The sequence below is a fragment of the Blastococcus sp. SYSU D00695 genome (genome assembly GCF_054050555.1).
Map to the genome: position 1 here is coordinate 42,045 of NZ_JBJGZP010000017.1, position 22,203 is coordinate 64,247.

18 protein-coding genes are annotated in these 22,203 nt (G+C 75.6%); 17 read left to right on the top strand and 1 reads right to left on the bottom strand.

Going from position 1 to position 22,203, the window contains the following annotated elements; all coding sequences use genetic code 11:
- The first annotated feature begins 135 nt into the window (after window positions 1-135).
- From ACI781_RS12685 to ACI781_RS12725, 9 genes are all read left to right on the top strand, one after another.
- Window positions 136-486, top strand: coding sequence for a DUF3499 domain-containing protein (locus ACI781_RS12685; RefSeq protein ID WP_456566463.1), 351 nt, complete (start codon window positions 136-138; stop codon window positions 484-486).
- Window positions 487-625: 139 nt separating this feature from the next.
- Window positions 626-1,990: a phosphomannomutase/phosphoglucomutase gene (locus ACI781_RS12690; RefSeq protein ID WP_456566464.1), complete on the top strand. Its 1,365-nt coding sequence runs from the start codon at window positions 626-628 to the stop codon at window positions 1,988-1,990.
- Window positions 1,987-2,217, top strand: coding sequence for a Trm112 family protein (locus ACI781_RS12695; protein WP_456566465.1), 231 nt, complete (start codon window positions 1,987-1,989; stop codon window positions 2,215-2,217). Before ACI781_RS12690 ends, ACI781_RS12695 begins: the two co-directional genes overlap by 4 nt.
- The gene (locus ACI781_RS12700; RefSeq protein ID WP_456566466.1) at window positions 2,214-3,359 is read left to right on the top strand and encodes an SIS domain-containing protein; all 1,146 of its coding nucleotides are present in this window, start codon (window positions 2,214-2,216) and stop codon (window positions 3,357-3,359) included. The genes ACI781_RS12695 and ACI781_RS12700 overlap by 4 nt, the downstream gene beginning before the upstream one ends.
- Window positions 3,360-3,452: 93 nt before the next feature.
- Window positions 3,453-4,409 (top strand): DUF808 domain-containing protein, encoded by a 957-nt coding sequence (locus ACI781_RS12705; protein WP_456566467.1) that lies wholly within the window; start codon window positions 3,453-3,455, stop codon window positions 4,407-4,409.
- A gap of 16 nt (window positions 4,410-4,425) precedes the next feature.
- Window positions 4,426-6,252, top strand: coding sequence for a glycerol-3-phosphate dehydrogenase/oxidase (locus tag ACI781_RS12710; protein WP_456566468.1), 1,827 nt, complete (start codon window positions 4,426-4,428; stop codon window positions 6,250-6,252).
- A 75-nt stretch (window positions 6,253-6,327) separates the two neighbouring features.
- Window positions 6,328-7,503: a mannose-6-phosphate isomerase, class I gene (gene manA, locus ACI781_RS12715; protein WP_456566469.1), complete on the top strand. Its 1,176-nt coding sequence runs from the start codon at window positions 6,328-6,330 to the stop codon at window positions 7,501-7,503.
- A gap of 100 nt (window positions 7,504-7,603) precedes the next feature.
- A complete protein-coding gene (locus ACI781_RS12720) occupies window positions 7,604-8,452 on the top strand; it encodes a GmrSD restriction endonuclease domain-containing protein (RefSeq protein ID WP_456566470.1) in 849 nt (282 codons plus the stop codon).
- Between the two features lie 107 nt (window positions 8,453-8,559).
- Complete coding sequence (locus tag ACI781_RS12725; RefSeq protein WP_456566471.1) at window positions 8,560-8,946, top strand: GtrA family protein; 387 nt, start codon at window positions 8,560-8,562, stop codon at window positions 8,944-8,946.
- Between the two features lie 15 nt (window positions 8,947-8,961).
- On the opposite strand, the gene ACI781_RS12730 is transcribed toward ACI781_RS12725, so the two are convergent.
- Window positions 8,962-11,289: a hypothetical protein gene (locus ACI781_RS12730; protein WP_456566472.1), complete on the bottom strand. Its 2,328-nt coding sequence runs from the start codon at window positions 11,287-11,289 to the stop codon at window positions 8,962-8,964.
- A 129-nt stretch (window positions 11,290-11,418) separates the two neighbouring features.
- Between ACI781_RS12730 and ACI781_RS12735 the strand changes: the two genes are divergently transcribed.
- From ACI781_RS12735 to ACI781_RS12770, 8 genes are all read left to right on the top strand, one after another.
- Window positions 11,419-12,459 carry a glycosyltransferase family 2 protein gene (locus ACI781_RS12735; RefSeq protein WP_456566473.1) on the top strand — a complete coding sequence of 347 codons (1,041 nt, stop codon included), beginning with the start codon at window positions 11,419-11,421 and terminating at the stop codon, window positions 12,457-12,459.
- Window positions 12,446-13,147 (top strand): class I SAM-dependent methyltransferase, encoded by a 702-nt coding sequence (locus tag ACI781_RS12740; protein ID WP_456566474.1) that lies wholly within the window; start codon window positions 12,446-12,448, stop codon window positions 13,145-13,147. The genes ACI781_RS12735 and ACI781_RS12740 overlap by 14 nt, the downstream gene beginning before the upstream one ends.
- Window positions 13,148-13,324: 177 nt before the next feature.
- Complete coding sequence (locus tag ACI781_RS12745) at window positions 13,325-15,196, top strand: glycosyltransferase (protein ID WP_456566475.1); 1,872 nt, start codon at window positions 13,325-13,327, stop codon at window positions 15,194-15,196.
- A 37-nt stretch (window positions 15,197-15,233) separates the two neighbouring features.
- Window positions 15,234-16,043 (top strand): class I SAM-dependent methyltransferase, encoded by an 810-nt coding sequence (locus ACI781_RS12750; RefSeq protein ID WP_456566476.1) that lies wholly within the window; start codon window positions 15,234-15,236, stop codon window positions 16,041-16,043.
- A 102-nt stretch (window positions 16,044-16,145) separates the two neighbouring features.
- Entirely contained in the window at window positions 16,146-17,630 is a 1,485-nt protein-coding gene (ahcY, locus tag ACI781_RS12755) for an adenosylhomocysteinase (RefSeq protein ID WP_456566477.1), read from the top strand.
- 211 nt (window positions 17,631-17,841) lie between these two features.
- Window positions 17,842-18,549: an MtrAB system response regulator MtrA gene (gene mtrA / locus ACI781_RS12760; protein ID WP_456566478.1), complete on the top strand. Its 708-nt coding sequence runs from the start codon at window positions 17,842-17,844 to the stop codon at window positions 18,547-18,549.
- Between the two features lie 295 nt (window positions 18,550-18,844).
- Entirely contained in the window at window positions 18,845-20,446 is a 1,602-nt protein-coding gene (mtrB, locus tag ACI781_RS12765; protein ID WP_456566479.1) for an MtrAB system histidine kinase MtrB, read from the top strand.
- Window positions 20,443-22,146, top strand: coding sequence for an LpqB family beta-propeller domain-containing protein (locus ACI781_RS12770; protein WP_456566480.1), 1,704 nt, complete (start codon window positions 20,443-20,445; stop codon window positions 22,144-22,146). The genes mtrB and ACI781_RS12770 overlap by 4 nt, the downstream gene beginning before the upstream one ends.
- Window positions 22,147-22,203 lie beyond the last annotated feature (57 nt).

Consider the following 22,203-nt stretch of genomic DNA (forward strand, 5'->3'; position numbering starts at 1 on the left):
CGTCCGGTGGCGGGCGGTGCCCGCGGTGCGCATCGTGCAGGATGTGGCTCCTGCACCCGTCACCGTGAAAACCCGGTGCGCCTGCTCCCATCCCCGGGGCGGCGCGTCTACATTCAGCCCCGTGAGGAACCGGTGGTGAGGCAGTCACGTCGCTGCTCGCGCAGCGGCTGCGCGCAACCGGCAGCGGCGACCCTGACCTACGTCTACGCCGAGTCGACCGCTGTCGTCGGTCCGTTGGCGACCTTCTCGGAACCGCACAGCTACGACCTCTGCGAGTTCCACGCCGAGCGGCTGACCGTGCCGCGCGGCTGGGAGGTCGTCCGGCACGAGATCGACGTCGACGACGTCGGCCCCACCGGCGACGACCTGCTCGCCCTGGCCGACGCGGTGCGCGAGGCCGCGCGGCCCGAGCCCCGCCGCGACCCGGCCGACGACGGCCGCGGCACGCGCCGCGGTCACCTGCGCGTCCTCCCCGACCTCTCCTGACCGCCGCGGCCCCGGGCGACGCCCGTCCGGCTGGGCCGCCGCGAGCCTGCGGGCGGGGGAGGACCGGAGGGTCCTTCTAGGATCGACGGGCGCCGGCCGGGGAGCCGTCGCACGGATCCGGTGAGGGGCGAGTCGGCGCGTGAGGGACCTGAGCTCGATCATCAAGGCCTACGACGTCCGCGGGGTCGTGCCCGACCAGTGGGACGAGGCCACGGCCCGCCGCATCGGCGCCGCGTTCGCCGAGTTCGTCCACGCCGACAGCGGCGCCACCGCCGTGGTCACCGCGCACGACATGCGCGAGACGTCGGTGCCCCTGTCGCGGGCCTTCGCCGAGGGGGCCCTGTCCCGCGGGGTCGACGTCGTCGAGGCCGGCCTCGGCTCGACCGACCTCCTCTACTTCGCCGCCGGCTCCCTCGGCGTCCCGGGGGCGATGTTCACCGCCAGCCACAACCCGGCGCGGTACAACGGCATCAAGATGTGCCGCGCGGGCGCCGCCCCCATCGGCCAGGAGTCGGGGCTGGCGACCATCCGGGAGTGGGCCGAGCGCGACAGCTACGACCGGGTGCCGGACCGGCAGGCCACGGTCGCCCAACGCGACCTGCTGGCGGAGTACGCCGCGCACCTGCGCTCGCTGGTCGACCTCTGCGGCATCCGCCGCCTGCGGGTCGTGGTCGACGCGGGCAACGGGATGGGCGGGCACACCGTCCCCGTGGTGCTCGACGGCCTGCCGCTGGACGTCGTCCCGCTGTACTTCGAGCTCGACGGCAGCTTCCCCAACCACGAGGCGAACCCGCTGGACCCGGCCAACCTCGTCGACCTGCAGGCCGCCGTGGTGCGCGAGGGCGCCGACATCGGGCTGGCCTTCGACGGCGACGCCGACCGGGTGTTCGTCGTCGACGAGCGCGGCGAGCCGGTGAGCCCCTCGGCCATCACAGCGCTGGTCGCCGTCCGCGAGCTGGCCAAGGGCCACGGGACGACGATCATCCACAACCTCATCACCTCCCGCGCCGTGCCGGAGATCGTGCGCGAGCACGGCGGCGAGCCGGTGCGCACCCGGGTGGGGCACTCCTTCATCAAGGCCGAGATGGCCCGGACCGACGCGGTGTTCGGCGGCGAGCACTCGGCGCACTACTACTTCCGCGACTTCTGGCGCGCCGACACCGGCATGCTGGCCGCCATGCACGTGCTGGCCGCCCTCGGCGAGCAGAGCCGGCCGCTGTCGGAGCTGACCGCCGCCTACGCCCGCTACGCCGCCTCCGGGGAGATCAACTCCACGGTGGACGACGCGGCGGCCCGCACCGCGCAGGTGCGCGCCGCCTACGAGGAGCTCGACGGGGTCACGATCGACGAGCTCGACGGGCTGACCGTCGACCTGCCCGACGGGTCGTGGTTCAACCTGCGTGCCAGCAACACCGAGCCGCTCCTGCGGCTCAACGTCGAGGCGCCGGACGCGGCCACGATGGAACGGCTACGGGACCGAGTACTGGAGATGGTGCGCGCATGACCGTTACGGGACCGCTGGGCCTGGACCCCGCGCTGCTGGAGATCCTCGCCTGCCCCGACACCCACCACAGCCCGCTGACCGTGGACGAGGCCGCCGGCGAGCTGCTGTGCACCACGTGCGACCGGGCCTTCCCGGTCCGCGACGGCATCCCGGTGCTGCTGCTCGACGAGGCCCGCACCCGCGGCCCGGAGGAGCTGGCCCGGACCCGGGGGACCGCCGGCGCATGACCTCGCCTGAGCTGGCCGAGGAGGTCCTCGACGACCTGGAGGTGCTGCGCGCCCGCGACCCGCGGGGGCTGCTCCCCGCCGTCGCCGGCGCCGGCGCGCAAGTCCGGGAGACCGCGCGGCTCACCGAGGAGGCCGGGGTCGCGCGGGCCGCCGAGGGGGGCCGCCCGCGCGGGCTGGTCATCGTCGCCCGCCGCGAGGGCGCGGTCGCCGCGGCGGTCCTGCGCGCCCTCCTCGGTCCGGCCAGCCCGGTCACGGTCGACGTCGTCCCCGGGCCGGACCTGCCCGTGTGGACCGGCCCCAGCGACATCGCCGTCGTCGCCACCCGCACCGGCGCCGGGCGCTACGCCGTGGCGCCGGCCTACGAGGCCGCCCGGCGCGGCGTCACCCTGGTCGGCATCGGCGCCGACGACGCCCCGCTGCGCGCGGCCTGCTCCACCGCGCGGGCGCCGTACGTGCCCCTGCCGCGCTCGCGGGTCCAGCACACGACGCTGTGGTCGCTGCTGACCCCGCTGCTGCGCCTGGCCACCGACCTCGGCCTGCTCCCGCCGCACCTGGCCGACCTCGACGCCGTCGCCGACGCCCTGGACGAGGTCGCCCGCGAGTGCGGCCCGGCGCGGGAGTCGTTCGCCAACCCGGCCAAGACCCTGGCGCTCGAGCTCCTCGACGCCCTGCCGGTGATCGCCGCCGAGGGCCCGCTGGCCGGCGCCGCGGCGACCCGGGTCGCCGACCAGCTGCAGACCCTCGCCGGCCTGCCGGTCGCCGCCTTCCGGCTGCCCGACCAGCGGGTCGCCGCCCGGGCGGTGCTCGGCGGGCCGCTGGCCCGGCGCGACGGCGAGGACGACTTCTTCCGCGACCGCGCCGAGGACACCGGCCGCCGGCTGCGGCTGATCACCATCCGGGACACCGACGCCGGTGACCACGACGGCCAGGGGGAGCGCGACCCCCGGTCGGCGTCGGAGGCCATGCAGGAGGTGCTGCGGACCGCCGCCACGGCCGGGGTCCCGGTGAGCGGGCTGGCCGAGCACGGCGACCCCGAGCGCCACGGCCGCCTGTGCCGGCTGGCGCGGCAGCTGGCGGTCGCCGACCTCAGCTCCGTGTACCTCGCGCTGGCGCTGGACCAGGAGCGCGCGCTCCGCGGCTGAGCACCCGGTCGCGGGCACCGCCCGCACCGGCCACCATCGACGGATCAGGAACGACACACCCGGACGTGTGCCGGGCGAGCGGAGGGACCCCCCGTGGCGGGTGGACTGGCAGCCCTGATGGACGACGTCGCGACGCTGGCCCGCGCCGCGGCGGCCTCGATCGACGACGTCGGGGCGGCGGCCGCCAAGGCCAGCGCCAAGGCCGCCGGCGTGGTGGTCGACGACACGGCGGTGACGCCGCAGTACGTGCGCGGGCTCGCAGCCGAGCGGGAGATCCCGATCGTCTGGCGGATCGCCAAGGGGTCGTTGCGCAACAAGCTGCTGTTCATCCTCCCGGCGATCATGCTGCTCAGCCAGTTCCTGCCCGGCCTGCTCACCCCGCTGCTCATGGTCGGCGGCGCCTACCTCTGCTTCGAGGGCGTCGAGAAGATCTGGGAGAAGGTGAGCGGGCACGGCCACGGCCACGGCGGCGACGAGCCGGAGATGGCCGACGAGAACACGATCGTCGCCGGCGCCGTGCGCACCGACTTCATCCTCTCGGCCGAGATCATGGTCATCTCGCTGAACGAGGTGACCGACGAGCCGTTCGTGGCCCGGTTCGTGACGCTGATCGTCGTCGCGATCGCGATCACCGCGCTGGTGTACGGCGTCGTCGGGCTGATCGTGAAGATGGACGACGCCGGGCTGCGGCTCGCCGAGCGGGGCAGCGGCGGGGTGGCCGGCTTCGGGCGCGGCCTGGTCAAGGCCATGCCGAAGCTGCTCACCGCGCTCGCGGTGATCGGGACCGCCGCGATGCTGTGGGTCGGCGGGCACATCCTGCTGGTGGGCACCCACGACCTCGGCTGGCACGCGCTCTACGACGTCGTCCACCACCTGGAGGAGGCCGCGCACGACGCGACCGGCGCGCTCGGCGGCGTCGTCGGCTGGCTGGCCAACACCCTGGCCAGCGCCGTGGTCGGGCTGGTGGTCGGTGCCGTGGTCGTGGCGGTCGTGCTGCTGGTCCAGCGGCTGCGCCACCGCGGGCGACCGGCGCACGACACCGCGCACTGAGGGGGACACTCTCCGCATGCCCCCCTCGCCCGAGTCCGGTTCGCCCGGCGGGGCCCGCACCGAGCCCGCGCGCGGTGGGGGAGCGGACGGGCGGACGCTGCTGTCGCCGCAGCGGCGACGGGCCGACCGCGCCCGGCTGGCCGAGGGCGTGGTCGACGTCCTGGTCGTCGGCGGTGGCGTCACCGGGGCGGGAGCGGCGCTGGACGCCGCCAGCCGCGGCCTGTCGGTCGGGCTGCTGGAGGCCCGCGACTGGGCCGCCGGCACCTCCAGCCGCTCCAGCAAGCTCATCCACGGCGGGCTGCGCTACCTGGAGCAGCTGGCGTTCCCGCTGGTGCACGAGGCGCTGCAGGAACGCTCGCGGCTGGTCTCCACGATCGCGCCGCACCTGGTCCGGCCGCTGCCGTTCCTGCTGCCGCTGACCGCGCCGGTCTGGCAGCGCGCCTACTACGGCGCCGGGGTCGCGCTCTACGACGTCCTGGGCGCGGCGCTGACCGCCGACCGGGGCATCCCCGGGCACCGGCACCTGTCGCGCCGCGCCGCGCTCGCGGAGTTCCCCGGACTGCGCGGCGACGCCATCCGCGGGGCCATCCGGTACTGGGACGCGCAGGTCGACGACGCCCGGCACACGCTGGCCGTCGTCCGCACCGCGGCGGGCTACGGCGCCGCCGCCCTCTCCGGGGCGCGGGTCACCGGCCTGGTGCGCGACGGCGACGGGCCCGACGCGCCGGTCGTCGGCGCCCGGGTGGCGGACCTGACGGACGGCTCGTCGTTCGTCGTCCGGGCGCGCAGCGTCATCGCCGCCACCGGCGTGTGGAGCGACGACGTGGGGGAGATGCTCGGCGACTCGGCGCCCAGCCTGCGGGTGCGCGCCAGCAAGGGCGTCCACCTGGTCGTGCCCCGGGACGCCATCGACGGCGGCGAGCTCCCCGCCGGGGGTGGCGCGGACGGGACGCGGCCCGGCCTGGTCCTGCGGACGCCGACCAGCGTGCTGTTCGTCATCCCGTGGGGCGAGCAGTGGATCGTCGGCACCACCGACACCCCGTGGCGGCTCGACCGCGACCACCCCGCGGCGAGCAGCGCCGACATCGCCTACCTGCTCGGCCAGGTCAACCGGGTGCTCGCGCGGCCGCTGACCCCCGACCGGATCGTCGGCGTCTACGCCGGCCTGCGCCCGCTGCTGGCCGGAGAGGCCGACCAGACCAGCCGGCTGTCCCGCGAGCACGCGGTCGTCACCCCGGCGCCGGGCCTGGTGCTCGTCGCCGGCGGCAAGTACACGACCTACCGGGTCATGGCCGCCGACGCCGTCGACGCCGCCACCGCCGGGCTGCCCGGGGTGGCGCCGTCGCGGACCGCGCACCTGCCGCTGGTGGGGGCGCGCCGCTGGCCCGCGGTGCGCGACGCCGCCCCGGACCTCGCCGCCGCGGCCGGCCTGCCCGAGGACACGGTGGCCCGGCTGCTGCAGCGGCACGGCGACCAGGTCGGCGCCGTGCTGGCCCTGGCCGCGGCCGACCCCGAGCTCGCCCGGCCGCTGCCCGGCGCGCCCGCGCACCTGGCCGCGGAGGTGGTGCACGCGGTCACCGCCGAGGGCGCGCTGCACCTGGACGACGTCCTCACCCGGCGCACGCGGGTGTCGATCACCACCGAGCACCGCGGGACGGGGTCGGCGCCCGCGGTGGCCGCGCTCATGGCCGGCGTCCTCGGCTGGGACGCCGAGCGCACCGCGCGGGAGGTGGCCCACTACGAGGCGCGGGTCGCCGCGGAGCGGGAGTCCCAGCGGATGCCCGACGACCGCACCGCCGACGCCGCGCGGCTGGGAGCCCGGGACGTGCGCGCCGCCGTCTGACCTGCCCCTCGGCCGCCGGCCATGGCACGCCGGCGCCCTCCCGCGGACGACGACCGATCAGTAGCCTCGGCGGCGATGTGGCAGATGACGAACGCCGTGCGTCACTACCCCTGGGGGTCGCGGACGGTCATCCCGGAGCTGCTGGGGCACCCCACCCCGGCCGAGCAGCCGTACGCCGAGCTGTGGATGGGCGGTCACCCGGACGACCCGAGCGTCCTGCCCGACGGCACGCCGCTGGACCAGGCCATCGCCGCCGACCCCGACCGGCTGCTCGGGCCCACCGTCCGCGCGCACTTCGGCGACCGGCTGCCCTTCCTCATGAAGGTGCTCGCCGCGGACGCGCCGCTGTCCCTGCAGGCACACCCCTCGATGGTGCAGGCGCGGGTCGGGTTCGCGGCGGAGGAGGCCGCGGGGGTGCCCGCGGGTGACCCGGCGCGCACCTTCAGGGACCCGTGGCACAAGCCGGAGCTGCTGCTGGCCCTGACGCCGTTCGAGGCCCTCTGCGGGTTCCGGCCCGTCGAGGAGTCGCTGCACTGCCTGGCCAAGCTGCAGCTGCCCGAGCTGATGCCCACCATCGCGGCGCTGGCCCGCGGCGGCCTGCGTGGGGCGATCCCGCAGCTCATCGCCCTGTCGGGCAAGCGGCGCAGCCACCTGGTGGAGGTCGTGGCGCAGCGCGCCCAGGACTTCGTGGCCGCCGCCGACCCGGAGTTCATCAACACCTACCGCTGGGCGACCCGGCTCGCCGAGGCCTACCCGGGCGATGCCGGCGTCGTCATCTCGCTGCTGTGCAACCACCTCAAGCTGGCCCCCGGCGAGGCGGTGTTCCTGCCCGCCGGCAACCTGCACGCCTACCTGAGCGGCGCCGGCGTGGAGGTCATGGCGAGCTCGGACAACGTGCTGCGCGGCGGCCTGACCGCCAAGCACGTCGACCTGTCCGCGCTCATCGAGGTGCTCGACTTCACCGACGGCAAGGTGCCGGTGGTCCACCCGGTGCTCGGCCCCGGCGGCCTGCGCTACCCGGTGCCGGTCGACGACTTCGACCTCACCCGCTGCCAGCTCGACGAGCACGCCGGCAGCCTGACCACCGCCGGCCCGCAGGTGCTGCTGTGCACCGAGGGCGAGGCCGTGCTGGCCGGGGCGGACGGCGAGCTGGCCCTGCGCCGCGGCCAGTCCGCGTTCGTGCCGGCCGGCGAGCCGGTCACCGCGCGCGGCCCCGCCGTCCTCTACCGGACCACCACCGCGCTCCGCTGACCCCGCCCGGGCCGGCCCCCGCGTGTCTGCGCGGGAGGCGACGCCCGCGGACGTAGCGTCGACCGGTCCGGCACCGCCGCACCGCCAGGAGGTCCGCGCCGTGCGCACCCTGGGGCCGCTGGGCCCCGCGCTCGCCCTGCTGGCGGTCACCGTCCTCGCCGGCTGCGACGCCCTGGCCTCCGACGGCGCCGGGTCCGTGGACGCCGCCATCTCCGGGGCGCGCCCGGACACCGCGCTGGCCGCGCTCGGCGAGCTCGACGTCCGCGGTCGCGCACCGACCACCGGCTACGACCGCGACCGGTTCGGCGCGGGCTGGGTCGACACCGACCGCAACGGCTGCGACACCCGCGACGACGTCCTCGCCCGCGACCTCGCCGACGTGACGTTCCGGCCCGGCACCCGCGACTGCGTCGTGGTCTCCGGCACCCTCGCCGACCCCTACTCGGGACGCACCATCGCCTTCCGCCGCGGCCAGGACACCAGCGACGACGTGCAGATCGACCACGTCGTCGCGCTGTCGGACGCCTGGCAGAAGGGCGCCCAGGGCTGGGACGCCGCCACCCGCACCGCCTTCGCCAACGACCCGCTGAACCTGCTCGCCGTCGACGGCCCGCTCAACCAGCAGAAGGGCGACGGCGACGCCGCGACCTGGCTGCCGCCCGACCGCTCCTACCGCTGCGCCTACGTGGCGCGCCAGGTCGCGGTGAAGCTCGAGTACGACCTGTGGGTGACCGCCGCCGAGCGCGACGCCGCCACCGGGGTGCTGGCCGGCTGCCCCGACGAGCCGCTGCCCGCGGCGGGCGCGCCCTCCCCGTCGCCCGGCGCGCCCGTCTCCTACGCCGACTGCGCGGCCGTGCGGGCCGCCGGCGCGGCGCCGATCCGGCGCGGGGAGCCCGGCTACGACCCGGCGTTCGACGGGGACGGCGACGGGGTGGGCTGCGAGTCCTGACCGCCGCCGGGAGCGGCGCCTGCTGCACGCCACCGCCCGAGGCGGCACCCTGGGCGGCAGCCGGCCGGTGCGCGGCCGGTCGGAGCGAGGGGGGTGCGCGGCGGCCGATGCGGCGCACGATCGGACGGTTCGTCGTCGTCGGAGCCGTCAACACCGGCGTCTACTACGGCGTCTACCTGCTGCTGCAGTCCGTCCTGCACTACGTCGCCGCCACGGTGCTGGCGCTGGCCGTCGCGATGGTGTGCTCGTTCTTCCTGAGCTGCTACTGGACCTTCCGGACGCGGCCGACGTGGCGCAAGTTCGCGCTCTTCCCGCTCACCAACGCGACCAGCTACCTCCTGACCACGCTGGGCGTCGTCGTCCTCGTGGAGTGGGCGGGGGTCGACCGCCGGGTGGCCCCGCTGCTCGCCGCGCTGGCCGCCCTCCCGGTCACCTTCCTGCTGTCCCGCTGGGTGCTGACCGCGCACGTGCGGGCCCCCGACGCCGGGGGCTGACGGGTCCTCCCGTGCTCAGGCCGGGAGCGCCGGGCCGGCCCCCGCGCGCCCGGCGCGGCGCCGGCGCACGCGCTGCACCGCGGGGACGGCCGCCAGGCCGACGACCGTGGCGACGGCCAGCGCCGCGAGGGGGACGAAGCCGGGCGAGCGGTAGGAGAGCACCAGCCCGCCCTCGGCGCCCGGGGGCAGGTCGACGGCGACCAGCGTCCCGTCGTGGGCCACCACGTCGAGCGGCTCCCCGTCGAGGGTCGCCGAGTAGCCCGGGAACCACAGCCGGGCGAACACCACGCGGCCCGCGTCGTCCCCGCCGTTGCGGACCGGGACGCACTCCCGCGAGTGCCGGCGGGGGCAGCTCTCCTCGGGGTCCACCGCCACCCCCGGCGCCAGGGACGACACGAGACCGGGCAGCCGGTAGGGCTCGACGCGGCGGTAGGTGGCGGTGTACCGACCGACCTCGGCGCGGCGCCACGAGGCGTCGAGCTCGCGCCGCAGGGCCTCGTCGTACGCGCCGAGCGGGGCGACGACCTGGTCGACGCGCAGGAGCTCGAGCCAGCTCCGTCCGGTCGCCGGGTCCACCGCGGTGAACAGCCGCGCACCGTCGGCCGCGTCGAAGTTCCCGTGGTCGTCGATGGGCAGGTGGGCGCGCAGGTACCGGTGGCCGAGGGGGCTGTAGCCGTTGACCTGCCGGTCGCCCACCAGCAGGCCCGTCGAGGAGGGGTGGTACTCGGCGTAGTAGCCGGCGACGGCGTCGGCCGGCGAGGGCAGCTCGTCGGCGTCCGCGACGGGGGCGTAGCCGCCGAACCAGAGCGTGTAGTCGCGCTGGCTCAGCGTCTCGACCGTCGTCAGGTCGTGCGGGAACCCCCAGTCGGAGCCACGCCCGATCGGGTTCTGCCAGGCGAGCACCACCATGACCAGCACGGTCCCCGCGGCCACCGCGCAACCCGAGGCCCGGGCCGCGGGGAGCCGGCGGGGGAGCCGGGGCCGGCGGGCCGGGTCGGCGACGAGCGGGACGAGCATCGCCAGGCACAGCGCGGCGACCCCGGCGTTCAGCCCGACGACGCGGACCACGCCCGCCGGGTCGGCCTGCACGGCGGTCAGCACCTGGACGCCGATCAGCCCGGCGAGCACGGCCACCCGCCGGCGGGAGAGGGAGAACCGGCCGTGCCCGACCAGCAGGGCCACGACCATCAGCAGGAACAAGCCGGAGTACTGCAGGAAGCGGGTGGGGAAGCGGAAGACCAGGACCCGCTCCGGCCCCAGCGCCGCCAGAGCCGTGACCGCCAGCATGCCCGCGGCGGTCACGAGCAGCGCGCGGACGTGCGGCTGCCGCAGCCCCGGACCGGGGCGCCAGAACACCAGCACCGGCAGCACGAACCAGGCCACGTAGAAGTGCGGCAGGTCCTGCAGGCCGTAGCCGTCGAAGTTGACGAACCAGCCGTGGTACGCCGGGTCGGCGGCGTGCAGCAGGCCCTCCAGCGGCGCCACGTTGGCGTTGGTGCCGTTGCTGACCGACGAGCTGCGGGACGCGAACCGGAACGACACCAGCAGGGGGTACAGCCCGATCAGCGAGGTGAGGACCCCGCCGCCGTACCAGGCGGCCAGCCACGCGGTCCGCCCCCGGTCCGCCCGGGTGAGCAGGCGGGCCGCCACCAGCACGACGACGAAGAGCCCGAGCGCGACGAGGGCCAGCGGCCACCCGCTCTGGTTGCACAGGTACGTCGCCACGAGCAGCGACCAGCCGTGCCGCCGCCGCCCGCCTAGGTGGAAGGCGACCGCGGCGGCGACCGCGAGCACCAGCCAGGAGAAGGAGACGACCACCTGGTACCAGGCCCCGCTCCAGAAGAGCGTGTAGGGGCCCAGCCCGACGGAGACCGCGAACGCCACGGCCCACGGCGTGGTCAGGCCGAGCGACCGGCCCAGCCATGCCGCCGCCGCGGCCAGGACCGCGAGGTGGAACAGCAGCTGCAGGTACGAGCCCAGCGCGGCGTCGTCGAGGTGCCCCATCAGCACGCCGAAGGCGAGGTTCACCGGGTTGAAGACGCCGTTCTGGTACTCGACGGCGTACCCGCCGCTGTTGACCAGCTGCGTGCTGAGCCAGGGCCACTCGCCGGACTCCAGGACGCGGCCCATGTCGACGAGCTTCGCCACGCCGTCGGCCTGCCGGTCGTCGATGTAGGCGAAGCGGTGGTTGCGGAGGAACAGGAGCGTGAAGACGCCGGCCACCAGGACCGTGGACCACACGACCGCCGGCCAGTTCCGGCCCCGGGGCGCTCCGGACGGCTCGCCCTGCTCGTCGGGCGGCACCGCCCCGGCGTCCCGCACGGGGCGAGGAGGGCTGGGCATGCGTCCCCCGCAGTCGTGGTGCCGGCGAGCGCCACCGGACGAGCCCGGACGCTACCGCGCCCGTGCCGGCCGGGCGCGGGGCCGGCGCACGACGGGTCGGGGAGCGCTGCGCGGCGTTACAGTCCGGGCATGGCGTCGGACCTCCGCCAGCCCGACGCCGGCGGACCGCGCCCCCGACCGCATCCGCGCCCCCGCTCGCGCACGCGTCCGCGCCTCACGGTCGTCGTGCCCTGCTACGACGAGGCCGAGGTCCTGCCGCTGCTGGAGGCGCGGCTGCACCCGGTGCTCGACGGCCTCGGGGAGTCCTACGAGGTCGTCATGGTCGACGACGGCTCGCGCGACGGCACCGGCCGGGCGCTGCAGCGGATGGCCGCCTCCTGGCCGCAGCTGCGCCCGGTCCTGCTGGCGACCAACGTCGGTCACCAGATGGCGCTCACCGCCGGGCTGGACCACGCCCACGGCGACTACGTCGTCACGATGGACGCCGACCTGCAGGACCCGCCCGAGCTCATCCCGGTGCTGCTGGAGCGCGCGGTGTCCGAGGGCGTCGACGTCGTCTACGCCCGGCGCTCGGACCGGACCACGGACTCCCGCTTCAAGCGCTGGACGGCCGCGGCCTACTACGACGTCATGCGCCGCAGCGCCGGCGTCGAGCTGCCCGACAACGTGGGCGACTTCCGGCTGCTCTCCCGGCGGGTGGTGCTGGCGCTGCGCATGCTGCCCGAGCGGCACCGGGTCTACCGCCTGCTGATCCCGTGGCTGGGGTTCCCCAGCGCCGTGGTCGAGCACCGGCGGGAGACGCGGGCCGCGGGCGCCACCAAGTACCCGCTGCGCAAGATGGTCGGGCTCGCGTGGAGCGGCCTGTCCTCGTTCTCGACCTCACCGCTGCAGCTGGCCACGACGATCGGCGCGTCGGCGGCCGTGGTCGCGCTGTCCGGTGCGGTCGTCGTCGTCATCGCCTTCCTGCTCGGGCGGACCGTTCCCGGCTGGGCGTCGGTCTCCGTCGCCGTCCTGTTCCTCGCCGCGGTGCAGCTGCTCTGCCTGGGCGTGCTCGGTGCCTACGTCGGACGCATCTACGTCGAGGTGCAGCACCGCCCGCTGTACCGGGTCGACCACCGGTCCGGCCACGCCCGCCCGGACGACGAGGAGGTCCGCCGTGGACCCGGCTGAGATCGGCAAGCTCGCCCGGCTGGAACGCCGGCACTGGTGGTACGCGGAGCGGCGGACCGTCCTCCGGCGGGTGCTGCGGCACCGGCGCACCGGCGGCTGGGCGGCCGACATCGGTGCGGCCGCCGGGGGCAACACCCACGTGCTGCAGTCGCTCGGCTGGCGCGCGGTCGCCCTCGAGTACTCCGGGACGGGCGCGGACCTGGCCCGGTCGCGGGGCCTGCCGGTCAGCCGGGCCGACGCGCACGACCTCCCGGTGCGGACCGGGTCGCTGGGGGCCGTCCTCGCGCTCGACGTGCTGGAGCACCTGGCCGACGACGCCCGGGCCGCCGCCGAGCTGCGCCGCGTGCTGCGCCCGGACGGGGTCCTCGTCGTCGCGGTGCCCGCCGACCCGCGGCTGTGGTCCGCCCACGACGACGCCGTGGGCCACCTGCGCCGGTACACGCCCCAGAGCCTGGACGCGCTCCTGACCGGGGCCGGGCTCGACGTCCAGCGCCTGTGGTCGTGGAACGTGCTGCTGCGCCCCCTCGCCGTGCTCCGGCGCCGGCACAGCACCGGCAGCGACCTGACCGCGCTCCCGGGACCGGTCAACGCGGGGCTCCGCGGGGTGGTCGCCCTGGAGCGGGTGCTGCCGCTGGGCTCGCTGCCCGGGGTGAGCCTGTTCGCCGTGGCCGCCCCGGCGAGGCGCTGAGGCGCCGGTCCCGCCCCGGGACGGCGACAGGCGGTCGCGCCGTTCTCGCGCACGGTAGCGACCCGAGGTCATCTCCGCCCCGGACGGCGTCCGTCCCGTTCGCCGGGCCTGCCGGGACTAGCGTTCCGGCAACTCCGGCCGGTGGGGGACACGCGCGATTGGGGGATCGATCCGCTCATGGTGCTGCACACCCGGTCGGACGTCGGGGTCGAGCCGGTGTCCCGGGCGGTCGACGGGCCGGGCCGCATCCTCGCCCAGCGGACCTTCTTCGCCGGACCCACGCCAGAGGCCCCGGACGAGCTCTACTGCCAGGTGACGCGTGGCGCCCTGGACCAGGAGCGCCCGCGCCTCACCGTGCTGCCGTACTCCCTCGCGACGACCAACACCTACTTCGGCCGGTTCCCGGCGTCCTACTGGCAGCGGTGGACGTCGGCCCGGACGGTGGACCTGCGGGCCGTCGTCAGCGGGACCGGGCTGGTCCGGGTGATGGCCTCGGACAGCCGGGGCCAGACCCGGCACGTGGCCGGCCACGCCGTGCACGACGGGCACGCCGAGCCGGTCGAGCTCGGCCTGCCCCTCGACCGGTTCGTCGACGGCGGGGCGATGTGGCTGGAGCTGGAGACGCGGGCCGGGACGCTGACCGTGGAGCAGGTGCGCTGGTCGGTGACCCACACCCGCCCCCGGCGGGCCACGGCGGTCGTCCTGTGCACCTACAACCGCGCCGACGACTGCCTCACAACGTTGAGCACGCTCGCCGCCGACGCGGAGGTGGTGTCGGAGCTGACGGCCGTCCACGTCGTCGACCAGGGCAGCGACACGCTGGCCTCCCGGCCCGGCTTCGGCCCGCTGCGCGACTCCCTGGGACCGGCGCTGCGCTACGTGCGCCAGCCCAACCTCGGCGGCGTCGGCGGCTTCACGCGGGGCATCTACGAGGCGATCCGCAACGAGACCGCCGACCGGGTCAACCTGCTGCTGATGGACGACGACATCCGGCTCGAGCCCGACACCGTCGTCCGGCTGCGGGCGCTGGCCGACCGGGCCGACGAGCCGGTGGTGGTCGGCGGTCAGATGCTGACCCTGCTGCACCCCGACCGCCTGCACGTCGGCGCCGAGACCGCCGACCTGGGGATCCTGCGGGCCGGCCAGCCGGTCGAGGACGCGCTCACCGACGCCGACGTGACCAGCGAACGCCAGGAGATCCGGGTCGACGCCGACTACAACGCCTGGTGGACCTGCCTGATCCCCTCCGAGGTCGTCGAGGCCGTCGGCTACCCGCTGCCGCTGTTCTTCCAGTGGGACGACATCGAGTACGGGCTGCGCGCCCGCGCGGCGGGGTACCCGACCGTGACCCTCCCGGGGGCCGGGGTCTGGCACGCGGACTTCAGCTGGAAGAACTGGGACGACTGGTCGCGGTACTTCAGCTTCCGGAACGCGCTGATCACCAGCGCCCTGCACACCGGGTTCGACCGGCGGCGCATCCTGGACCACCTCGTCCGCGAGCTGGGGACCTACCTCCTGACGATGCGCTACGGGCTCGCGGCCCTCCTCATCCGCGCGGTCGAGGACTTCCTGCAGGGCCCCGACGTGCTGCGCGACGGCGGTGCCGAGGTGGCGGCGGCCGTGCGCCGCCAGTGGAGCGAGCACCCCGAGACCGTCAACCACCCGGCCGTCGCCGTGCCCGGGGTGGCCACCGGCGACCGGCTGCGCCGGGCCCGGGGCGGGACGCCGTCGATGCCGCGGGCCGTCCTCGCCAAGCGCGTCCTGTGGCACCTGCGTGGCCGGCACCTCGGCGCGGCCGCCGTCCCCACCGCCGACGCCGCCTGGTGGCACGTCTCGCTGTTCGAGACGGCCGTCGTGACCGACCCCTCGCAGGCGGGCGTGCGCGTCCGGCGGCGCGACCGCGACCTCATGCTCCAGCTGGCTCGCCACGGCGGCGCGGTGCTGCTGCGGCTGGCCAGGGAGGGGCATGCCGTCCGGGAGGAGTACCGGCGCCGCCTGCCGGAGCTGACGAGCAGGGAGAACTGGGCGCGGCTGTTCATGACCAGGTAGCCGGCACGGGCAGCGGCCCGGGGAGAGGCGTGCGCAGATGAGCGAGCAGACCGGCGCCGGGGCGCGCCTGCCGGTGTGGCAGCGGCTGGCCCGCCCCGTGGCGCGGGCGGTGGTCAGCCGGCTGGAGGCACGGATGGCCGACGTCGTCCGCGCGGAGGCCGACCGGGTCATCGGCGAGGTCCTCGGCGCGGAGTTCCGGGCCCGGCGGGACGTCCTGGCCGCCGGGGAGCGGGCGGCGGCGGCGTCGTCATGCGAGTTCCAGCTGCGGGAGATGCCCACCGCCCGGGTCTTCCACGACGCCCTGACGACCCTGCGCCACGGCCTGGAGGTCGCACCGGACGAGGGCATGGCGCTGGAGTTCGGGGTGTTCCAGGGCCGGTCCCTGCGGGTGATCACCGACGGCCGGCCGGGCAAGGAGGTGTACGGGTTCGACTCCTTCGCGGGCCTGCCCGAGGACTACCGGCCGCACGTGCGGCAGGGCACGTTCGCCGTCGACGGGCTGCCGGACGTCCCGGGCGCCGAGCTCGTCGTCGGCTGGTTCGACGAGACGCTGCCCGGTTTCCTCGCCGAGCACCCCGGACCGGTCGCGTTCCTGCACGTCGACGGGGACCTCTACTCCTCGGCGGTCACGGTCCTGGACCTCGTGGGTCCCCGGCTGCGGCCGGGGTCGGTGGTCGTCTTCGACGAGTTCTTCAACTTCCCCGGGTGGCAGCAGCACGAGTACCGCGCCTGGCAGGAGTGGCTCGCCCGGACCGGTGCCCGCGCCGAGTACCTGGCCTACACCCAGGAGGACGAGCAGGTCGCGATCCGGGTCCTGGACCCCGGGCGGGCGGCGGATCTCGCGTAGACTCCGACGAGGTACGAGCCCCGCCGAGGCCTCGGCATGCTCGCTTCTCCCCACACCTGGACCCGCCGCGCAGGCCGCCGCGGGCCTCATCCCTGGAGCGACATGACTGCCCCTTCCGGCACCGCTGTCCTGTCCGACGGTGACTTCAAGGTCGCCGACCTCGCCCTCGCCGGCTTTGGCCGCAAGGAGATCTCCCTCGCCGAGCACGAGATGCCCGGCCTGATGGCGCTGCGCGCCGAGTACGGCGACGCCCAGCCGCTGGCCGGCGCGCGCATCGCCGGCTCGCTGCACATGACCGTGCAGACCGCCGTCCTCATCGAGACGCTGGTCGCGCTCGGCGCCGACGTGCGCTGGGTCAGCTGCAACATCTTCTCCACCCAGGACCACGCCGCCGCCGCCATCGTGGTCGGCGACGGCACCCCCGAGGCGCCCACCGGCGTGCCCGTCTTCGCCTGGAAGGGCGAGACGCTGCCCGAGTACTGGTGGTGCACGCAGCGCCTGTTCGAGTTCCGCGACGAGACCGGCGCGGTGGTCGGCCCGAACATGCTGCTCGACGACGGCGGCGACGCCACCCTGCTGGTGCACCTGGGCACCCGCTTCGAGGCCGACGGCGCCGTCCCCGACACCACCGGGGCCGACTCCGAGGAGTACGGCGTCATCCTCGACGTCCTGCGCGGCACGATCGCCGAGGACGGCGGCTACTGGACCCGCATCGGCCAGGGCATCAAGGGCGTCACCGAGGAGACCACCACCGGTGTCATGCGGCTCTACGAGCTGGCCCGCGACGACCGGCTGCTGTTCCCGGCGATCAACGTCAACGACTCGGTCACCAAGAGCAAGTTCGACAACCTCTACGGCTGCCGGCACTCGCTGATCGACGGCATCAACCGGGCCACCGACGTGATGATCGGCGGCAAGGTCGCCGTCGTCTGCGGCTACGGCGACGTCGGCAAGGGCTGCGCGGAGTCGCTGCGCGGCCAGGGCGCCCGCGTGATCGTCACCGAGATCGACCCGATCAACGCCCTGCAGGCGGCGATGCACGGCTACGAGGTGACCACGCTGGACGAGGTCATCGGCAAGGCCGACATCATCATCACGGCCACCGGCAACAAGGACATCATCACGGCCGAGCAGCTGGCCGCCACCAAGCACCAGGCGATCATCGGTAACATCGGGCACTTCGACAACGAGATCGACATGGCCGGTCTCGCCCGCACGCCGGGCGTGGTGCGGACGACGATCAAGCCGCAGGTCGACGAGTGGCGGTTCGCCGACGGCCACACGATCATCGTGCTCTCCGAGGGCCGGCTGCTGAACCTGGGCAACGCCACCGGGCACCCCAGCTTCGTGATGAGCGCGTCGTTCTCCAACCAGGTGCTCGCCCAGATCGAGCTGTGGGACAACCGCGCCGCGTACGAGGGCCAGGCGCCGACCGTCACCGTCCTGCCCAAGAAGCTCGACGAGCACGTGGCCCGGCTGCACCTGGACGCGCTCGGCGTGAAGCTCACCGAGCTCACCAAGGTGCAGGCCGACTACATCGGCGTCCCCGTCGAGGGCCCCTACAAGAGCGACCACTACCGCTACTGAGGAAGGACCCTCGCAGGGCCCCGCCACTCGCGAGCTCGCGGCGGGGCCCTGCGAGGGGGCCGACGGCCGGGTGCGCGCCCGGTCGGGTGATGCGTTGCGACACCCGACGGCTGGGCGCGTACCCGGCTGGGGCGCGCGTTGCGACACCCGCCCGGGCGGTCGCCCGGGCGGGTGTCGCCGTTCGGGGCGGTGAACAGCGCAGAATGGGCCCGTGGCATCCACCGCACCCTCGACCGGGCCCAGCCGTGGCCGCGTCCTCGTCGTCGACGACGACGCCGCCCTCGCCGAGATGCTCGGCATCGTCCTGCGGCGCGAGGGCTACGAGCCGGCCTTCGTCTCCGACGGGAACCGGGCGGTGGGCGCGTTCCAGCAGACCCGGCCCGACATCGTCCTGCTCGACCTGATGCTGCCCGGCCGCAACGGCCTGCAGATCTGCCAGGACATCCGCACCCAGTCCAGCGTCCCGATCGTGATGCTGACCGCCAAGGGCGACACGATCGACGTCGTCCAGGGGCTGGAGGCCGGCGCCGACGACTACGTCACCAAGCCGTTCAAGCCGGTGGAGCTCGTCGCGCGTGTCCGGGCGCAGCTGCGCCGCGGGGAGACCGGCCAGGCCGAGAGCCTCGCCATCGGGGACATCTCGATCGACGTCCCCGCCCACCAGGTCACCCGCGACGGCGTGCCGATCGCGCTCACCCCCCTCGAGTTCGACCTCCTGGTGGCGCTGGCCCGCAAGCCGCGGCAGGTGTTCACCCGCGAGCTGCTGCTGGAGCAGGTGTGGGGCTACCGGCACGCCGCCGACACCCGCCTGGTCAACGTCCACGTGCAGCGGCTGCGGGCCAAGATCGAGCGCGACCCCGAGCGGCCCGAGATCGTGCTGACGGTGCGCGGCGTGGGCTACAAGGCCGGCCCGCCGTGACCGGGTGCCGCCGCGGTGCGCAGCCGGCGGGCGGAGGCCCCGGCGGGCCGTCCGCGGCTCACGGCACCGGTGGGGCCGGGGTCCGGTGACCGCGCGGCCCGTGCCGGCGGCGGCTCCGGCCGCGCCCGCACCGTCCGCGGGGCAGCCGCCCCGTCCCGACGGGTCCGTCCCGCCGGGCGGCCCTGTCCCGCCGGGCGGCCCTGTCCCGCCGGGTGGTCCTGTCCCGCCGGGCGGCGCCGTCCCACCCGGCGGCGCCGACCCGTCCGGCCGGCACGGCCTGGACGCGGCGGCCCGGGTGCGGGTTCGCGCCGCCGGCACCCGGCGCACCGCGCACCGGCTGGCCACCACCGCCGCCTCCGCCTGGCGCTCGTCGCTGCACGTCCGGATCGGCGCCATCACGATGGTCGTGGCCGGCACCGTCGTGGTGATCGTCAGCCTCGTGCTCTTCAGCCAGATCCGCGACCAGCTGCTGTCGGTCAAGCGCGACGCCGCCGTCGACCAGGCGCAGGCGGGGGTGTCCTACGCCCGCGACGAGATGGCCGGCATCGCCACCGGTGACGCGGCCAGCGTGCGGGCCACGCTGGAGCGCACCGTGCAGGGGCTCAAGAGCCGGGCCGGGTCGGCGGGGGACTTCGACGTCGTCATGATCCACCGCAGCGGCGGGCGGGAACTGCCCGCCGGCCGCCGCGACGTCGTCTCCGCGCTGCCCGGGCAGCTGCGGGCCGGGGTGGACTCCGGCGGCCAGTTCTCCCAGTACGCACCGGTGCCCGGCCCGGACGGCGACCCGCAGCCGACGCTGCTCATCGGCGCCCCCGTATCCGTCGACCCGACCGGGGACGAGCGGATCGAGCTCTACTACGCGTTCCCCCTCGACCAGGAGGAGGAGAGCCTGTCGCGGATCCGCAGCACCGTCGTCATCAGCGGGATCGCGCTCACCCTCTTCGTCGTGGGGATCGGCGTGCTGGTCACCCGGCTCGTGGTCGACCCCGTGCGGCGGGCCGCGGGCACCGCCCAGCGGCTGGCCGAGGGGCAGCTGGAGGAGCGCATGGCCGTCCGGGGGGAGGACGACCTCGCCCGGCTGGCCACCAGCTTCAACGCGATGGCCGACAGCCTGCAGCGGCAGATCACCCAGCTGGAGGGGCTGTCGCAGCTGCAGCAGCGGTTCACCTCCGACGTCAGCCACGAGCTGCGCACGCCGTTGACGACGGTGCAGATGGCCGCGGAGGTGCTGCACGAGTCCCGCGGCGACTTCCCGCCGCACGTGGCCAGGTCCGCGGAGCTGCTGCACGCCGAGCTCGACCGGTTCGAGTCGCTGCTCACCGACCTGCTCGAGATCAGCCGGTACGACGCCGGTGCCGCGGTGCTGGAGAGCGAGCCGACCGACATCGGTGCGCTCATCGGCCGGGTCGCGGCCGACATGTCCGCGCTCGCGGCCATGCACGACTGCGCGCTGCGGGTCAGCGGGCCCCAGCAGCCGGTGATCGCCGAGGTCGACGCGCGGCGGGTGCAGCGCATCCTGCGCAACCTCGTCGGCAACGCCGTCGAGCACGGCAGCGGCCGGCCGGTCGACATCACCTGGGCGGCGAACCGGCACGCGGTCGCGCTGACCGTCCGCGACCACGGCGTCGGGCTCACCCCCGCCGAGGCGCAGCACGTGTTCGACCGCTTCTGGCGGGCCGACCCCTCGCGGGTGCGGACCGTCGGCGGCAGCGGCCTGGGCCTGTCCATCAGCCTGGAGGACGCCCGTCTGCACGGCGGCTGGCTGCAGGTCTGGGGGTCACCGGGTCTGGGCGCGCAGTTCCGCCTCACCCTGCCGGTCACCGCGGGAGAGGAGCTGACCGCCTCCCCGCTGCCGCTGCGCCCGGCGATCGTCCGCCGCCCCGGGGGCATCCCGTGACCCGCGCCGCCGGTGCGGTGGCCGCGGCGCTTCTGCTCGCGGTGGCCGGCTGCTCGACGGTGCCGTCGAGCTCCCCGACCGTGCAGATCACCCAGGAGCCGGCCCGCGCGCCCGAGATCGTCGGCATCGAACCCCTCGAGCCGGAGGAGGGGGCGACGCCGGAGGACGTCGTCCGTGGCTTCATCGACGCCGCGGCGAGCACCGCCCGCAACCACCCGGTTGCCCGCCTGTACCTGGCCGACGCGGCCGCCGAGTCGTGGCAGGACGACACCGGCATCACCGTCATCGGCGGCGACTACGCCACCGTCACCACCAGCGCCGGGGTGACCGTCACCGCCGACCGGGTGGGTGCGGTCGACCCGCGCGGGGTGTTCACCGTCGACGCCAGCCAGCGGGTGGGCGTCGACTTCTCGCTCGAGCTGGTCCGCGGCGAGTGGCGGATCACCAACCCGCCCGACGGCCTGCTCATGGCGCAGCAGGACTTCACCCGGCTCTACGACGCGCGGGCGGTGTACTTCGTCGACCCGACACGGCAGCGCGTGGTGCCCGACCCGCGCTACCTCATCCAGGGCGAGGCCCAGCCGACGGCGCTGGTCGACCGGCTCATCTCGGGCCCGTCCCCGGGGCTGGTCGACGGCGTGGGGAACCTGCTCGCCGGGGCCGACCTGGTGCGGGCGGTCACCGTCTCCGGGCAGTCGGTCACGGTCGACCTCACCGGCATCGGGGACCTCGCCCCGCCCGAGCTGTCCGCGCTGTGCGCCCAGCTGGTCTGGACGCTGAGCCAGCTGCCCGGCGGGCCGTCGGTGGAGCTGCTGTCCGACGGCGAGCCCCTCGTCCTCGACGGAGTGCCCGCGCGGCAGTCCGTCGACGACTGGTCGGCCTTCGACCCGGAGGCGGCGCCGGTGGGCACGGTCGGGCACTACCTCGACGGCGGGGGGCTGCGGCTCACCGACGGATCGGCGGCGCCCGGGCCGGCCGGGGACCCCGCCCTGGGCCTGCAGTCCGCCGCGATCTCCGCCGACCCGCGCACGGGGGAGCTCGCCTCCATGGTCGGCGTCGCCGTCCGCGACTCCCGCGCGACCCTGCTCGCCGGCCGCTACGGCGGTGACCTGGCCCCGGTGCTCACCGGCGAGCAGCTCACCGTGCCCACGGTGGCGGCCACCCGCAGCGAGTTCTGGACCGTCCGCGACGGCAGCACCGTGGTGCGGGTCCCGGCCGACGCCACGCCGCAGATCGTCAACGCGCCGACGCTGGCGACCGTCGGCCGGGTGTCGGCGCTGCAGCTGTCGCCCGACGGCGTGCGCGCGGCGGTGGTCGTCGAGGGGGCCCGGCTGTACGTCGGCACGGTCGTCCGCCAGCCCGACAGCCCGGTGACCCTGCGCGACCTGCGTCTGCTCGCGCCGGCGCTGACCGGCGTCAGCGACGTGGCGTGGAGCGCCGCGGACCGGCTGCTGGTGCTCGCTGCCGGTGGCCCCGAGGACGGCGTCACCCCCTACACGGTCGGGGTCGACGGCTGGGGCCTGAACCCGGTGACGACGGCGGGGCTGCCGGGGCAGCCGACCACGGTCGCCGCCGCGCCCGGCCAGCAGCCGCTGGTCAGCGCGGGCGGCACGATGTGGCAGCTGTCCGGCGGCACGTGGGTGACGCTGCTGCGCGGCCAGCAGCCGCTGCCGGGCACCGAGCCCTTCTTCCCCGCCTGACCGGGCCGTCCACAGTCCGGCCCGCCGAGACCCCGCGGGCGCCGCGGCCGTGCAGGG